Consider the following 15,943-nt stretch of genomic DNA (forward strand, 5'->3'; position numbering starts at 1 on the left):
ACAAGGCCCCAAACTAACTTGCACTATCAGAAAGTATAAGTTTTGGTCGGTAAATAGTATAATTCACCATACTTTCAGGGGCAACCTGTTTGAGTACCTATCCGAGAATCTTGGTGATTACAATGCTTAATCCGCTGTCGACAATCCACAGCATGACAGATACAATAGCCACAGCGACGAGAACCACTCCTGTATAAGTCAATAGCTGTTTGCGGTCCGGCCAGTGTACTTTTTTAAGTTCACTCCATACTCCTTTAAAGTACTCTGTCGACTTTTCTTTTGCAGGAGCATTCGTTTGCTTCTTAACTGCGCCCATCCAATCACATCCTTACAAGACTCTGAGCCACCATCATTGACAACGCAGCCCGGCGTACAGACTTTTGGGCCAAGACATAAAGACAATTCGCCCAACGCCCAGCTATAAATTACTTAGTTTCTTTGTGAGCTGTGTGGGACTTGCAAAACTTACAATACTTTTTAACTTCCAAACGATCCGGGTTATTTTTCTTATTTTTTATGGAAGCATAATTCCGGTTTTTGCACTCGGTACAAGCTAAAGTAATGCCAACACGCATTCACGAACACCTCCCTGGGCACAACTAAAAATCCGCATTCAATCCATGCTCATAATACATTATCATATGTAATTTATCATGTCAAGAATTTGAAAAATTTAGTATGCAATATAAAAAAAACCGCAGAGCTTTAGCCGTGCGGATTTTCGTCTTTGGTTGCGGGAGCCGGATTTGAACCGACGACCTTCGGGTTATGAGCCCGACGAGCTACCGCTGCTCCATCCCGCGATGTTTAGTGGTGGTGGGCAGGAATGGATTCGAACCACCGTACCTTTCGGAACAGATTTACAGTCTGCCGCCTTTAACCACTCGGCCACCTACCCAAGTCACTTATTCATTATATACCAAAAGCTAAAAAAATACACCCTTTTTATAAAAAAAATCTACAGCAAACGGTTGAACCAGAAAATGAAAAACCGACTCCATCAAGCCGGCAACATGATCCTCTCACAGCAAAGCATAGCTTATCCATCACGACGTTCTAAGTAACGCTCAAGCTTCCTTTTTACTCTTTGAAGAGCATTATCAATGGATTTCACATGTCTATGTAGGTCTACAGCAATCTCTTGATAGGATTTTCCTTCAAGGTAAGCCATCAGGACTTTCCACTCCAAGGAACTCAAGATCTCACCCATCTTTTCCTCGATATCATCGAACTCTTCCTGACTGATGATCAATTCCTCAGGGTCGGTTATTCTGGTACCGGAAATCACATCCAATAAGGTTCTATCCGAATCTTCGTCATAGATAGGTTTATTTAAGGACACGTAGGAATTCAAAGGAATATGCTTTTGCCGGGTAGCCGTCTTAATGGCGGTAATAATCTGCCTTGTAATACACAGCTCAGCAAAGGCTCGGAACGAGGAGAGCTTATCACCACGGAAATCTCGAATCGCTTTGTAGAGTCCAATCATGCCTTCTTGGATAATATCTTCACGATCTGCTCCAATCAGGAAGTATGATCTTGCTTTTGCTCTGACAAAGTTCTTATACTTATTAATTAAGTATTCCTGTGCTTCGGCATCACCGTTTTTGGCCAGCTCTACCACTTCTTCATCCACTATGACTTCATTCGTGTCGCACTCTTCCAACGCTTCAAGTTGGGCGTTAAGTGTCAAAGCGATCCCTCCCGTATCATGGTGATGAAGATGTTGTAATGGATTATCGCTCTTGTCCTCAAGAACATACTCATTATACCTTGAAAAAAACGGAAGCGTCAAGGCGAAGTTTTAGAGGTTCTGTCGTCTCATGCACTCTACAGGCCGGGTTTGGGCTTTTGGCTCCGGCCCTTTGCATGATTGGCTCCAATTATCCCATAGTTTAGGTTGATTTACAATATTTTTGCAATACAAATCCATTATGGGTTTATCCTTTATAAACTAATTCCTGCCGTCCCGCTGACGAAGAACCTCGTACATGAGAATGGAACCCGCCACACTGGCATTTAATGAATTGATCCGTCCCTTCATAGGCAGACTGACGATCTCATCACAGGTCTCCTTGACCAGCCGGCTCAATCCCTTCCCTTCACTTCCGATGACGATGACCCGCGCCCCTGTGAGGTCGGAGCGGTAGACTTCCGTTCCCTCTGCTTCAGCCCCGGAGACCCAGCACCCTGCCTTTTGGAGGTCCTTCAGGGTCTGAACCAGATTCCCTACCCGGGCTACCAGGACATGCTCTACGGCACCAGCTGAGGTCTTCGCTACTGTGGCGGTCAGAGATACACTGCGCCGCTTGGGGATAATTACCCCGTGGACTCCCGCAGCATCGGCTGTCCGAATAAGGGCACCCAGATTATGGGGATCTTCCACTTCGTCCAGAACAAGGATAAAAGGATCTTCCCCTTTCTCTCCGGCCAAAGCGAGGATATCGTCCACATCGGCATATTCCCGGGGGGCGACGTAGGCCAGGATTCCTTGATGCTTGGCTTTTTCGGTTAAACGATCCAGAGCCGCTTTATCCACGAATTGAAAGGGAATCTTCTGAGCCCGGGCATGGCTGACTATGTCCTGGAAGCGGCCGGCCGTGCCTTCCCCTTGCAGGAGGAGCTTATTGACGGGTTTGCCCGATTGGAGAAGTTCCCAAACAGCGTTGCGTCCATATACGATTTCATCTGTCATAGGTTGGGGTCATCCTTTCCTTTTTCCTTCTTCAGCGCCTTAATCCGCCCGCAGCTCATAGCTCCTTCATGGCAAATCCCTTGTGTGACGCAGGTAGGCCCGGCTTGGCCAAAAACATTAGGGGCAACTCCCCGGACCAGCTCCAGCATTTTTTCGGCCAGGATGCGGATTTCCCATTGGGCGCGCATGCAGGTTCTATGTTCGAAGAAATTCATTAAAGAGCGGGCATTAAAGGTAGCCATCAACGAGGTGGTGCAGGCATTGGGAAGGATATAACGGGCATCCTCTGCGGGAACCATCGCCAACAGGGCTTGGTATTCCTCTTGCAGCGTAGCCATAATATTCTCGAAGCGTTCCAAGGCTTGGGGATTACGGTGTATGGTCGGGGGGGTGACGAAGTCAAACCCCTCTTCTTTTACATACCGCTGTGATCGTTGAGAATAGCTTGCGATCCGATGGCGAACCAATTGATGGGATAACGCACGAGATACCCCATCGATCGAGAATTGAAAGCTAATATGCTCAAAGGGCGAAAGATGACCCATGGCGCGAAGCTTCTGCACAAAATTGGCTACCTTTTCCTCATCCAACTTTTCCATGAGCTCCGGAACCGGATCAGGCGAATAGCATAAACGAGCGGCGGCGGCAATGACTTTTTCCGGATCCGGTGTGTATTGAATCAGTTCGACATTCACTTCTCTCTCCCCCTATATTCCTCCCTCGACTTCAGCAGTCCCTCTCTGACTGCTCCGCCGAGCTCAATGCATCTGTGATGGATTCTTCTTCCTTGACTGTTTCTCCCTTGCCTTTTCCTTCATCCTCTTCCCCAACAAATTGGTCCACCTGCTCAAAGGCCCACAGCATACGCTCTGTCCTGCCGGTCAGCTGCCAATAGCCTACCAGCGCTTCAAAGCCGGTGGCATAGCGGTAGGTTACGACATCGGTGCTTTTAGGGTGGCCCCCTTTAGCATTTCTGCCCCGGTGAACCACCGAGAGCTCCTGCTCATCGAGATGAGGGAGAATATGGTGAAGAAGTTTGGCTTGGGTCCCCGCCCGGACATATTGGGTAGCCAGGCGGTGAAGCTCATTAACCTTTTCATAGCCATTATTGAGAAGATGGGTCCTGACCCAAAGCTCATAGACCACATCTCCCAGATAGGCCAGGGTAAGGGCATTCATTTCCTGCCAGGATCTTGGCATGGGAGCGGGCAGAATGCCCTTCCCTCCTTTCTATTTCAGGGTCCAACGCGCCCCTTGAGGAGTATCTTCCAGAACAATTCCCAGATCTTTCAGCCGGTCCCGGATCAGGTCGGACATTTCCCAATCTTTCTTTTTCCGGGCAATGGCTCTTACTTCCAGGAGAAGTTCCATGACTTGATCCAGTTTTTCGTTGCCGGCTTCAGCTTGGTTGGCAGGCTTAGCCAGATCAAAACCCAGGACATCAGCCAGCTCCCAAAGGGTAGCTCTGGCCTTTAACAGACCTTCCGAGCTGTAGGGATAAGCTTGCACATGAGCGTTAATGGCTTTCCCCAACTCAAAGAGGCTGGCATAAGCCAGGGCGGAGTTAAAGTCGTCATCCATAGCCTCTTCGAATTCCCGGCGGGCTTCTGCTGCCGCCGCCTTCAGCTTTTGCTCTGGGGCGGCATCTGCGGAATTTTTTCCTTGTCGGCCCAGTGCTTCGTCGGCCAGGCGGATGCTGGTCTGCAGACGCTCCAGACCTTTCTGAGCCATCCGCAGATTCTCATCATCAAAGTCCAAAGGGCTGCGGTAATGGGTACCCAAGAGATAAAAACGAATCACTTCCCCAGGGAAATGTTCAAGAATCTCCCGAACCGTAAAAAAGTTCCCCAGAGATTTAGACATTTTCTGTTGATTGATGGTTAAAAAGGCATTATGCATCCAATACCGGGCAAAGGTCTCGCCATGAAGATAACCTTCCGCTTGGGCAATTTCATTTTCATGGTGAGGGAAGACCAAATCTCCCCCTCCCCCGTGAATATCAAAGCCGGAGCCTAAGTACTTCAAGGACATGGCACTACACTCAATATGCCAGCCGGGACGGCCTTTTCCCCAAGGGCTTTCCCAGAAGGGCTCCCCGGGTTTGGCATTTTTCCACAGTGCAAAATCCATGGGGTTCCGTTTGCGTTCCCCTACTTCCACCCGGGCACCTGCTTGCATATCCTCAAGCGTCCGGCCGGAAAGCTTACCATAAGCGGGAAGCTTGTCCACGGCAAAATAAACATCCCCATCCACAGCATAAGCTAAGCCTTGCTCTTCCAGGCCTTTAATAATCTCTATCATCTCTGGAATATGATCGGTGGCTTTGGGATGTATGGAGGCCGGCATCAGGTTAAGAGCTCCGGCATCCTTAAAATACTCTTCGATATAGCCCTGGGCCAGCTCCAGGGGATCTCTCCCCTCTTCCTGGCCCCGCTTGATAATCTTATCATCAATATCGGTAAAGTTTTGCACGAAGGTCACATCATAGCCTTTATATAAAAGATAGCGGCGGATCATATCAAAAACAACAAGCATCCGTCCATTGCCCACATGGAAGTAGTTGTATACCGTTGGGCCGCAGGTGTACATGCCTACTTTGCCTTCTTCCCGAGGCTTAAACTCCTCTTTTTGGTGGCTCATGGTGTTGAATAACCTTAACGCCATTGCATTCAGCTCTCCTTTTCCCCTAGTTTTTTCTCCAGATAATTAATCCGTTCCATGAGGATTTGCAATGTTTCCTGTACAGGATCCGGCATTTCTTCTGCCCGGATCTCTTTATTAGATACGGATTTCGTAACTACATGCAATTCCTTTAAGGGCATTCCGTGGCGGGAGACAACCTTTCCGGGAACACCCACCACCGTGGTATTGCTGGGAACAGGCTTCGTGACCACAGATCCTGCCCCGATTTTAACATTATCTCCAATTTTAATGGAACCTAATATTTTAGCTCCCGAACCGATAAAAACATTATTCCCAACAGTAGGGTGTCTTTTGCCTTTTTCTTTACCTGTTCCGCCCAGAGTGACCCCTTGGTAGATGGTCACATTATCCCCCACTTCGGCCGTCTCCCCGATGACCACTCCCATCCCGTGATCAATAAAGAGCCCCTGGCCGATTTCCGCACCGGGATGAATTTCTATCCCTGTAAAAAAACGGGAGGTCTGGGAGATTAATCGCGGGATTAAAACCATATTCTTTTTATACAGACAGTGTGCCAGACGATGGGCGATCAGCGCATGAAGACCCGGATAGCACAGGATAATCTCAACTATCGTTTTGGCCGCCGGATCTCTCTCAATAATCACTTTAATGTCTTGCTTAATTTGGCTAAACACCACATATCACCTTCTACAGATAAATCCATCTTAAATCCACAGGGCACAGAAAACCAACTCAATATAACTCAATATAAAAAGAAACCCTCCGTCCAGAGACGAAGGATTTCCGCGGTTCCACTCTGATTGAACAGTTTCCTGCTCCACTCATAGCCTTAACGCAGCCTTACGGAAGGATCTGTTCACCCTTCAAACGCTCCAGGACGCACTTCAAAAGCTCCTTCGGGATGGCTTCCACCTTTTCCATCCTCTCTTTGACAAAGGTCTCTTTCTACTCTTTCCCTTCATGACGTACCTTTCATATTCACAAACAAAAAGGATCTATTGCATTATATGCAAATGCAACTCATGGTGTTAGTATAGAGAATCCTTGAGAACCTGTCAACAGAGTAAGTAAGTTGGGCCGCGCAGCTTATGGAGCGACCGGTGTAAATCAAAATCCTAGAGACCAAACTCACGGGTCTATTTTCAGTGCAGCCACATCCTATTAGCGGCTGCCAGCAAGCAAAGCCTTCGTCCCCGCCAAGCGGCTCAGCACATTCTCCAGCCCCAGCAGCGGGACAATGTCATAGAGCTCCGGTCCATGCATTTGTCCGGTCAGTGCGATCCGGATGGGCATGAAGACTTGTTTGCCGCCCAACTTCGTTTCTTTGGTGATCTGCTTAAATAAAGGCTTCACCGTGTCGACACGAATTGCCTCCAGGCTCTTTAATTTTTCCACAAAGAGGTCCAGAACAGCCGGAACTTGTTCCCCTTGCAGGATCTCCAGTGCTTCCCCTTCCGGAGCGGGGGCTTCTCCCCCTTGTACATAATGGACGAAATCCTTAACCTGAGCCATATAGGAAAGATGATTAATGATCGCCTGAACGTAGTGAGTCACCCAGGCCCGTTCCCCTTCGGAGAGGGTTCCTTGGGAAATGGCTCCCATCTCCCGGAGATAAGGCACAGCCAAATCTGTGAGCCGCTCGGGGTCCGCCTGCTTAATATAATGAGCGTTCATATAGTTTAATTTATTCAAGTCAAAAACCGCCGGACTCTTGGAGACCCGCTCCAAAGAGAAGGCTTGGGTCATTTCCTCCAGGGTAAAGAATTCTTCTTCCCCTGGGGGAGACCAGCCCATCAGGGCAATGAAATTCACCACAGCCTCCGGCAGATATCCTTTGGCCTGATAATCAATAACCGCTGTATCCCCATCCCGTTTGCTCATTTTTTTCCCTTCAGTGTTGAGGATCAGGGAGATATGAGCGAATTCCGGAGTGGGGAGGCCTAAAGCCTGGTAAATCAGCACTTGACGGGGAGTATTGGAGAGATGTTCTTCCCCACGGATGACATGGGTGATATTCATAGTGGTATCGTCGATGACCACGGCAAAATTATAGGTGGGAATGCCATCGGACTTAACGATGACATAATCGCCGATGCCATCGCTGTCAAAGACCACTTCTCCCCGCACCCGGTCGTTAATCAGAATCTGCCGGCCTTCAGGCACCCGAAAACGAACCACAGGTTTACGGCCCGCCGCTTCGTATGTTTGGCGCTCTTCTGCGGGAAGATGACGGCATTTACCCAGGTAACGGGGAGTGTCTCCTTTAGCCATCAAGTCCTGGCGTTCCTGCTCCAGCTCTTCTTCTGAACAATAGCAATAATAGGCGTCTCCACTGGCTAAAAGCCTGTCCGTATAGTCCTGATAAAGAGCCAGACGCTCGGTCTGGCGGTAAGGTCCGTTGTCGCCGCCGACTTCGAGTCCTTCATCCCATTGAATGTTGAGCCAGCGCAGAGCCTCCATAATATTGTGTTCCGATTCCCGGCTGGAGCGCTCCAGATCGGTATCCTCACTGCGGACGATAAAAACCCCGTCTTCTCTGCGGGCGAGCAGGTAATTAAAGAGGGCGGAACGCGCACCGCCGATATGTAAGGGGCCCGTCGGGCTGGGGGCAAAACGAACTTTAAGCATAGGTATCCTCCTCGAATAAATAGTTTAACTCAAACCTTAACCAGGCACACAATAGCCTGAGAACTGATTCCTTCTTCACGGCCTTCGAAACCCAGGCGCTCCGTGGTGGTTGCTTTTACTGAAACGTTTTCCAGATCGGTTTTGAGAGCACGGGCGAGATTCTCCCGCATTTGGGGAATATAGGGAGCGAGCTTCGGCCGCTGGGCCGCGATAATGCAGTCAACATTGCCAATGGCATAGCCTCGTTCCTCCAGCAGCTTCATAACCTGTTCAAGCAGCTTCATGCTGGAAATCCCCCGATATCGCTCATCAGTATCCGGAAAATGCTTCCCCAAATCCCCCAGTGCCAAGGCCCCTAAGAGGGCATCCATCAGGGTATGGGTTAAGACATCGGCATCGGAATGACCCAGCAATCCTTTTTCATGGGGGATGTCTATTCCAGCCAGTATCAGAGGACGTCCCGCCACCAGGGCATGAACGTCATAGCCAATTCCTACTCTTAGCATGGATTATCTCCTTTTGAACTTGCTAATCTAACTTTATTGATTTAATTTATCGTGCTAGGGGGCGGTTCACTTACTTCATTCGTTCTATGAACTAGAGTGAATCAAGGGACCTGTCCCCGTGATTCATTCATGGTTCACGTAATTTAAACGCTTGGCGAGAATTGTTTCAGCCAGATCCAGGTCTTCGGGAGTGGTGATTTTGATATTTTCCAGGGAGCCCGGCAGGGTTTGGACGGGGTGACCCAGCCATTCAATCAGAGCGGCATCGTCCGTGGTGAGGTACCCTGCTTTTCTTGCTTTATGGTGGGCTTCTTCCAGGAGAGAGCGGTCAAAGACTTGGGGAGTCTGGACAGCCCTTAGGGTTTCCCGGGGAAGTGTCTCCAAGACCTTACCCTGGGCATCGACTCGTTTAATCGTATCCTTGACCGGAACAGCCATAATGGCTGCCCCAAACTTTTCCGCCTCTGTAAAAAACCGGTTTAATTCCAGACAAGTCAAAAGGGGGCGGGCCCCATCATGGACCGCCACCCTTTGGATTAACGAGCTAAGAGCCTTTACTCCCGCAAATACTGATTCCTGACGTTCTTCTCCGCCTAAGACAATGGCGGAGACCTTCTGAAAATCTTCTGTACGAACCAATGCACCGATTCGTTCTCTATCCTCTTTTGAACTAACAATTACAATCTCAGCGACAGCCTCGGACCGCTCAAAGAGCGAGAGAGTATGGGCGAGAAGCGGGCGTCCCTGCAAAGGGAGGAATTGTTTATTGACGGAGGCTCCCATGCGTTTTCCTTGACCTGCAGCAGGGATGATGACACCCAGCTTAACCAAGCGCATTCACCTCATTCGTCCCTGACAGGCCAATCGACTTTTTTTCAACAAGGGCTTTGGGTTTAGCAAAGATCATCCGTCCCGCGGCAGTCTGCAGTACACTTGTTACCAACACAGTGATGGTTTGCCCCATATAACGCCGGCCGGTATCCACAACGATCATGGTGCCGTCATCCAGATAGGCGACCCCTTGTCCCGGCTCCTTGCCCTCTTTCATCACCTGAACTTCCATTTCTTCTCCGGGAAGGACAATGGGTTTCACTGCGTTGGCCAGCTCATTGATATTGAGGACCTTGACCCCTTGCAGTTCCGCTACCTTATTAAGGTTATAATCGTTGGTGAGAATAGGGGCGCCAAGATTCTGCCCTAAGCGGACCAATTTGCTGTCCACTTCAGAAATATCTTCGAAATCTATTTCCATGATCTCCACATTGTTAGCCAACTCTTCCTTGGAGATTTGGTTTAAGATATCCAGGCCCCGACGACCGCGGTTGCGCTTCAGCAGATCGGAGGAGTCAGCGATATGCTGGAGCTCTTCCAGAACAAAGCCCGGGATCAGAAGTGTGCCTTCAAGAAAGCCGGTCTGAACGATGTCCGCAATACGCCCATCGATAATCACACTGGTATCCAAAATTTTATAATTGGGCAGAGCTGCTCCAAGACTTTGTCTATTGCCATCCTTACCCTTGCCTTTCTCTCCTTTATCCCCTTTAAATTTCGGGAGAAAGGTGAAGAAGCCCAAAACCTCCTCTTTGCGTTTTACCCCAATGATCAAACCTAAATAACCAAAGGAAACGCTTAAAATAATGGATAGTACAGAGCCGATAATGGGGATGCCCCTCAAGGCACTGCTTAATAAACTAGCAATTATAAGTCCGATAATAACACCAACTGCTCCACCAATCAAATCGTGTGTAGGCACTTTAGTCATGCGGGCATCGAACCAGGAAATCATCTTCAAAAAACCTCGCATGCTCGCCGGAGCAATCAGGAAGCCGAGAATAGCAAAAATTGCTATCATCGCCACAAAAGTCCAAATGGGAGAAATCTGCCATCCCAGAGACTGGAGCACCTCAAGTCTCATAAGAATAACATTAAGGTAAAAACCTATGGCACCTGCTAAAACCGTGATGATAACGCGCACAATGTTGCGAATCATCATTTCACCTCCTTTATCATATTTTGGCTGAAACCTTTTTTCATTATACAAGAAATTACCATATATTTTCAATTCTAAAATTTAGGCAAGAAGTCCCTTAATTTTCTCAGACATTTCATCTGCTTTCACACCCTCAGCCAGAATCAATTCGCTGACGAGAATCTGATAAGCATTATCATACATTTTCTTCTCACCTGTCGATAGTCCCTTTTCCCTATCCCTCTGAGAAAGACTGCGCACCACCTCCGCAACAGAATATATATCCCCGCTTTTTATTCGATCCATATTGGCCCGGTATCTTCTGTTCCAGGCCAAAGCAGGCAGAGTGCTTTCATTTTCTAGAATTTTCAAAACCTGAGGCACCTCTTCGGAAGAGATAACCCCCCGTATGCCCAATTGATTCACATTTTTTAAAGGTATATAAACCTTCATATTCCCTACCGGAATATTCATGACATAGTACTGATGGGACTCGCCAAGAACTTCTCGCTCTTCGATAGCTTCGATGACACCTGCCCCGTGCATAGGGTAAACTACTCTATCTCCGATATCAAACATTCAGATCCCCCCTTATACTCATTATAGCAATATTTAAATAGGGGGTCAAAAATTTTTTAATTATATCACAGACGAGCTATTCTGTCAATTTCTTGTTTTCTTCGAGTTTTATTTATCGGAATTAGAGGATTGTAGAAAATTGACAACTCCACCAACCGCTCGCTATAATTAAGGTGTCAGAAAGGAGTGAGGAAATAACTCATGGAAAATCTCACGGATCGCTATCAAATACTCGTTGAATCTCTCTTAATCCGCCACCAAAGTGTCTTGGATATCCTGACCAAGGGTCAGGAAGCCTCTGCTCGGGTCAATCGGGCTGTGGTCAAGACGGTAACCGATTGTGGCTGCTTAAGCATAGACGCCCGCAAGAAACCTATCCCGGAAGAAGCGAGTTTTAGCGACTTAAAGAGTTTGCTGGACAGCCAGCTTGACGGCGAGCTTTGCGAAAGCTGCAAAGACATCATCGAAACGGAACTGGGTAAGCAGCTCTTCTACATAGCCGCCTTAGCAAACACCCTGGGAATTTCTCTTGACGACGTCATCCAAAAAGAAGAAACACGACTTGCTACCCTGACCATCTTTAACCTCACCTAGAACCCGCTCAATTCTGATGTTACCATGTGAACCTTAAATAAACCATAAACATTCTCTTAACTTTTAGTGAAAAATCTGTTACAGCCGTATCTTCAGGATGCGGCTTATTTTATATCCATTTCAAGCACAGCAAGATTACTGCTCAAACATAACCTGGACAGCCTCCTCCACCGTCTTCACCGGAATCACCGTAAAGTTCCCGGGAACCTTCACCGCTGAGACATTAATACGGGGAATAATACAGCCTTCAAAGCCCAGCTTCACAGCTTCCTTCACTCGATTCTCGATCTGAGAAATCCCGCGCACTTCCCCGGTAAGCCCCACTTCCCCAATCAAAGCATAGCGCTTCACCGGTCGTTCCCCCAGGCTGGAGGCAATAGCTGCAATGCAGGCCAGATCCACTCCCGGTTCATCGATGCGGATACCGCCGGCAATATTGATAAACACATCCTGAGCTCCCAGATGAAGGCCTACCTTTTTATCCAAAACAGCCAGGAGCATTAAAATCCGGTTGTAGTCGATTCCCGTAGCCGTACGGCGAGGCGGTCCATAGGTGGTGGGAGTCACGAGAGCCTGAATCTCCACCAGCAAAGGCCGGGAACCTTCCACGATCACCGCCACCGAGGAGCCGGGCGCCGTGGCTGAATTCTCTCCCAAGAACACTTTTGAGGGATTGGGAACCTCCACCAAACCATCTTCATGCATCTCAAAAACACCGATCTCATTGGTGGAGCCGAAACGATTCTTCACTGCCCTTAACAAACGATAAACATGATGACGGTCCCCTTCAAAATAAAGCACCGTATCCACAATATGTTCAAGGACTCTCGGTCCGGCGATAGCTCCGTCCTTGGTCACATGGCCGACAAGAAAGATGGAGATCTCCTCCTCTTTGGCTAACCGCATCAAAAAGGCCGCGCCCTCCCGCACCTGGCTCACACTGCCTGCGGCGGCCTGCAGCTCTTCTAATACCATGGTTTGGATAGAGTCGACGATTAAGAGACCCGGCCGCATAGCCAAAGCCACGTCCCGGACCACCTCCAGCCGGGTCTCTGTTAAAATATGCAAACGGGATTCCTTAATGCCCAGCCGCTCTGCTCTCAACTTAATCTGCTTCTCCGATTCTTCTCCGGAGATATACAATACATCCATGCCCTTGGCCAATAATCCCGCCGTTTGCAGAAGCAGGGTGGATTTGCCGATGCCCGGCTCACCGCCCAGAAGAACAAAGGAGCCGGGGACGATTCCCCCACCCAAGACCCTATTCAGCTCCTGACTGCCCGAGCTGACCCGTTCTTCCTCCCGGATCTGAATCTCTGTCAAAGGCGTCGCCTTCACCCCTAAGGGGGTACGCTTAGCAGCGGCACGCTCCACAACTTCTTCAACTAAGGTATTCCATTCCCCACAGCCCGGACATTTCCCAAGCCAACGAGGGCTTTCCTGACCGCAGGACTGACAAAAAAACCGCGTCTTCACCTTTGCCAAAACCCTATCCGCCTTTCCTCCGCATATGTTCTATAATACACTAACTCCCTCAAAGAGCTTTGGCTTGCGCCCAAAAGATAAGGTTGTGAATTCACCCAACCTAATTATTATACGGCGCAGAGGGCTCAAAACCCTTTTCATTCCAGTGTGATCCACTTAAGAATACAAAATTCATAGGGTTCCCCATCCACCATGCTCACCCCTGACACGTTTACGCCAGAGAAGACCATAGACTAACCCCAAGGCTAGTCTATGGCTGTTCATTCTTCTCTTAACCCGCAGACCGACTCAGCTGCCGCTCCGTCACTCCGCTGCATCGGCTTTTTTGTTTTTACGGGCTCTGACTTTGGCGAATTTCATCTTGTCCTCTACGGCCTCAACTTTGATTTTGTCCCCGGACTTAAATTCTCCAAGGAGAATCTTTTCCGACAAGTTATCTTCGATCAGGCGTTGGATAGCCCGGCGCAGAGGACGGGCGCCGAAGGTGGGATCATTGCCTTCTTTGGCAATAAGCTCAAGCGCGCTCTTTTCCACCTGGAGGTCATAGCCCTGTTCCTGGAGGCGGCCATTGACCTGCTTCATCAAAATCTCGGTAATCTTCAAGAGTCCTTCAGCTTGAAGGGAATGGAAGACCACAATTTCGTCGACCCGGTTGAGGAACTCCGGACGGAAGGTCTTTTTCAGTTCCTCCATCACCCGTGAGCTCATATTCTTGTACTCGGTTTCCTCATCCCTGCGGGAGGCAAAGCCCAAAGCTTCTTTCTTCATGAAGGAAGCGCCTACATTGGAAGTCATAATAATCACCGCATTGCGGAAATCCACCGTCCTGCCCTTGGTATCGGTGAGACGGCCATCCTCCAGAACTTGCAGCAGGATATTGAAGACCTCAGGATGAGCCTTTTCGATCTCATCCAGCAGGATAACACTATAGGGTTTACGGCGGATCGCTTCGGTTAACTGACCCCCTTCATCATGACCGATGTATCCAGGAGGGGCTCCCACCAGACGGGAAACCGCATGCTTCTCCATATATTCGGACATATCAATGCGAATCAGAGCGTCTTCCTCACCAAATAAGGCTTCTGCCAAAGCCCGGGCCAGCTCAGTCTTGCCCACTCCGGTAGGTCCGAGGAAGATGAAGGAGCCTACCGGGCGTTTGGGATCTTTTAACCCGGCACGAGCCCGCCGCACAGCGCGGGAAACAGCCTTCACAGCATCTTCTTGCCCCACCACCCGTTGATGGAGAACCTCTTCCAAACCCAGGAGCCGTTCGCTTTCTTCCTGAGCCAGCTTCTTCACCGGGATTCCCGTCCAGCTGGCCACGATCTGAGCGATATCATCGGCGGTGACCTGACTTTGGCTCACATCCCGTTTGCTCTCCCAGGTGTTGCGAAGCTGAGCAAGCTCTTCCCGAAGCTGATGCTCTTCGTCCCGGAACTTGGCGGCTTTTTCAAACTCTTGACCTAAGACAGCCGCTTCTTTCTCATTCTTCAGGGCTTCGATCTTTTCCTCCAAAGACTTGAGATCGGTTGGAGCCGTAAAGGTCGCCAGGCGCACTCGGGAAGCGGCTTCATCCATTAAATCAATGGCCTTATCGGGAAGGAAGCGATCCGAGATATACCGATCGGACATCTTCACAGCCGCTTCCACCGCTTCATCGGTAATCTTGGTCCGGTGATGGGCTTCATAACGATCCCGTAAACCCAGGAGAATCTGAACAGCCTGCTCTACTGTAGGCTCTCCTACGGTAATGGGCTGGAAACGCCGCTCCAGCGCGGGATCTTTTTCAATATATTTACGATATTCATCCAAGGTCGTCGCGCCAATGCATTGGAGCTCTCCCCGGGCTAAGGCCGGTTTGAGGATATTGGCCGCATCGATGGCTCCTTCAGCCGCTCCGGCCCCGATTAAGGTGTGAAGCTCATCGATGAAAACGATAATGCGGCCATCCACCCGAATCTCTTCCATGACCTTTTTCAGGCGTTCTTCAAATTCACCGCGATATTTACTTCCAGCCACCACAGCGGAGAGATCTAAGGTAACCACCCGTTTGCCCGCCAGGGTTTCGGGCACCTTATTATTGATGATCCGTTGGGCCAGACCCTCGGCAATGGCCGTTTTCCCTACACCCGGTTCGCCGATCAGCACAGGGTTATTTTTGGTACGGCGGCTGAGGACCTGAACTACACGCTCAATCTCGTCTTCCCGTCCCACTACCGGGTCCAGCCTGCCCTCCCGGGCTTGTTGGGTCAGATCCCGGCCAAATTCATTCAAAGCCGGTGTATTGGAAGCTCCATTATTCTTGGCTGCACCGGGCCCGGGAGCACCGCCGGGCATGGGAATATCATCCGGTTGGCCTCCTAAAAGCTGAACTACTTGCTTCCAAATTCTTTCCGGGCTCACACCGAGATTGCGCAGCACCCGGGCCGCTACACCTTCTCCTTCCATCAGCAGACCGAGGAGCAGGTGCTCAGTACCGATATAGCTGACCCCATGACGACGGGCTTCTTCATGAGCCAGCTCTATTACCCGTTTAACCCGGGGAGTCAGGCTCACCTCTCCGGTAAAGGGCTGGCCGATACCGGTCAGGTTACCGATTTGTTCCCGAATTTTCTCCGGAGTCACCCCGATGCCATGGAGGGATTTGGCGGCGATACCCTCCCCTTCAGCCACCAAGCCAAGCAGCAGGTGTTCTGTGCCAATCACATTGGAGCCCATGCGCTTTGCTTCGTCTGAAGCGAATTGCAGCGCTTTAAGGGCTTTCTCCGTATATTTTTCATTCATTTTTGATTTCACCATCCTTGTTTTAATCCATAAATCATT

The 15,943-nt window shown here is 49.5% G+C and carries 16 protein-coding genes, 2 tRNA genes and 1 other annotated feature; of the genes, 1 reads left to right on the plus strand and 17 read right to left on the minus strand.

Going from position 1 to position 15,943, the window contains the following annotated elements; genetic code table 11:
- Positions 1-97: 97 nt before the first annotated feature.
- The 15 genes from secE to BUA14_RS02305 all read right to left on the minus strand — a co-directional run bounded on the left by secE (position 98) and on the right by BUA14_RS02305 (position 11,041).
- On the minus strand, positions 98-316 hold the full coding sequence (secE, locus tag BUA14_RS02235) for a preprotein translocase subunit SecE (RefSeq protein ID WP_072771067.1): 219 nt from the start codon (positions 314-316) through the stop codon (positions 98-100).
- A 109-nt stretch (positions 317-425) separates the two neighbouring features.
- Positions 426-575 (minus strand): 50S ribosomal protein L33, encoded by a 150-nt coding sequence (gene rpmG, locus BUA14_RS02240; RefSeq protein ID WP_005810204.1) that lies wholly within the window; start codon positions 573-575, stop codon positions 426-428.
- A 153-nt stretch (positions 576-728) separates the two neighbouring features.
- Positions 729-803 (minus strand) — tRNA-Met (locus BUA14_RS02245).
- A gap of 11 nt (positions 804-814) precedes the next feature.
- Positions 815-898: transfer RNA gene (locus BUA14_RS02250), tRNA-Tyr, on the minus strand.
- Between the two features lie 141 nt (positions 899-1,039).
- Complete coding sequence (gene sigH / locus BUA14_RS02255) at positions 1,040-1,693, minus strand: RNA polymerase sporulation sigma factor SigH (RefSeq protein ID WP_015942746.1); 654 nt, start codon at positions 1,691-1,693, stop codon at positions 1,040-1,042.
- A gap of 261 nt (positions 1,694-1,954) precedes the next feature.
- A complete protein-coding gene (gene rlmB / locus BUA14_RS02260) occupies positions 1,955-2,695 on the minus strand; it encodes a 23S rRNA (guanosine(2251)-2'-O)-methyltransferase RlmB (protein WP_072771068.1) in 741 nt (246 codons plus the stop codon).
- Complete coding sequence (thyX, locus tag BUA14_RS02265; RefSeq protein WP_072771069.1) at positions 2,692-3,390, minus strand: FAD-dependent thymidylate synthase; 699 nt, start codon at positions 3,388-3,390, stop codon at positions 2,692-2,694. The genes rlmB and thyX overlap by 4 nt, the downstream gene beginning before the upstream one ends.
- Before the next feature lie 31 nt (positions 3,391-3,421).
- The gene (locus BUA14_RS02270; protein ID WP_072771070.1) at positions 3,422-3,895 is read right to left on the minus strand and encodes a Mini-ribonuclease 3; all 474 of its coding nucleotides are present in this window, start codon (positions 3,893-3,895) and stop codon (positions 3,422-3,424) included.
- Positions 3,896-3,925: 30 nt separating this feature from the next.
- Positions 3,926-5,359 carry a cysteine--tRNA ligase gene (cysS, locus tag BUA14_RS02275; RefSeq protein ID WP_072771071.1) on the minus strand — a complete coding sequence of 478 codons (1,434 nt, stop codon included), beginning with the start codon at positions 5,357-5,359 and terminating at the stop codon, positions 3,926-3,928.
- Positions 5,360-5,364: 5 nt separating this feature from the next.
- The gene (cysE, locus tag BUA14_RS02280; RefSeq protein ID WP_072771072.1) at positions 5,365-6,036 is read right to left on the minus strand and encodes a serine O-acetyltransferase; all 672 of its coding nucleotides are present in this window, start codon (positions 6,034-6,036) and stop codon (positions 5,365-5,367) included.
- An 88-nt stretch (positions 6,037-6,124) separates the two neighbouring features.
- Positions 6,125-6,330: a binding site (T-box leader), on the minus strand.
- A 190-nt stretch (positions 6,331-6,520) separates the two neighbouring features.
- The gene (gene gltX / locus BUA14_RS02285; protein WP_072771073.1) at positions 6,521-7,987 is read right to left on the minus strand and encodes a glutamate--tRNA ligase; all 1,467 of its coding nucleotides are present in this window, start codon (positions 7,985-7,987) and stop codon (positions 6,521-6,523) included.
- Positions 7,988-8,016: 29 nt separating this feature from the next.
- A complete protein-coding gene (gene ispF, locus BUA14_RS02290; RefSeq protein ID WP_072771074.1) occupies positions 8,017-8,493 on the minus strand; it encodes a 2-C-methyl-D-erythritol 2,4-cyclodiphosphate synthase in 477 nt (158 codons plus the stop codon).
- Positions 8,494-8,616: 123 nt separating this feature from the next.
- A complete protein-coding gene (gene ispD, locus BUA14_RS02295) occupies positions 8,617-9,324 on the minus strand; it encodes a 2-C-methyl-D-erythritol 4-phosphate cytidylyltransferase (protein WP_072771075.1) in 708 nt (235 codons plus the stop codon).
- Positions 9,317-10,483, minus strand: a complete 1,167-nt coding sequence (locus BUA14_RS02300) for a PIN/TRAM domain-containing protein (RefSeq protein WP_072771076.1) — start codon at positions 10,481-10,483, stop codon at positions 9,317-9,319. Before BUA14_RS02300 ends, ispD begins: the two co-directional genes overlap by 8 nt.
- 81 nt (positions 10,484-10,564) lie before the next feature.
- Positions 10,565-11,041 (minus strand): CarD family transcriptional regulator, encoded by a 477-nt coding sequence (locus tag BUA14_RS02305; RefSeq protein WP_072771077.1) that lies wholly within the window; start codon positions 11,039-11,041, stop codon positions 10,565-10,567.
- A gap of 201 nt (positions 11,042-11,242) precedes the next feature.
- On the opposite strand from BUA14_RS02305, the gene BUA14_RS02310 reads away from it, so the two are divergent.
- Complete coding sequence (locus BUA14_RS02310) at positions 11,243-11,635, plus strand: nucleoside triphosphate pyrophosphohydrolase family protein (protein WP_072771078.1); 393 nt, start codon at positions 11,243-11,245, stop codon at positions 11,633-11,635.
- A 135-nt stretch (positions 11,636-11,770) separates the two neighbouring features.
- On the opposite strand, the gene radA is transcribed toward BUA14_RS02310, so the two are convergent.
- Both radA and BUA14_RS02320 read right to left on the minus strand, forming a co-directional pair.
- Positions 11,771-13,120 (minus strand): DNA repair protein RadA, encoded by a 1,350-nt coding sequence (radA, locus tag BUA14_RS02315; protein WP_072771079.1) that lies wholly within the window; start codon positions 13,118-13,120, stop codon positions 11,771-11,773.
- A 303-nt stretch (positions 13,121-13,423) separates the two neighbouring features.
- Positions 13,424-15,904, minus strand: a complete 2,481-nt coding sequence (locus BUA14_RS02320) for an ATP-dependent Clp protease ATP-binding subunit (protein ID WP_072771080.1) — start codon at positions 15,902-15,904, stop codon at positions 13,424-13,426.
- Positions 15,905-15,943: the final 39 nt, after the last annotated feature.

Origin of the sequence: Desulfitobacterium chlororespirans DSM 11544, assembly GCF_900143285.1 — a bacterium.
GTDB classification, from domain to species: Bacteria; Bacillota; Desulfitobacteriia; order Desulfitobacteriales; family Desulfitobacteriaceae; genus Desulfitobacterium; species Desulfitobacterium chlororespirans.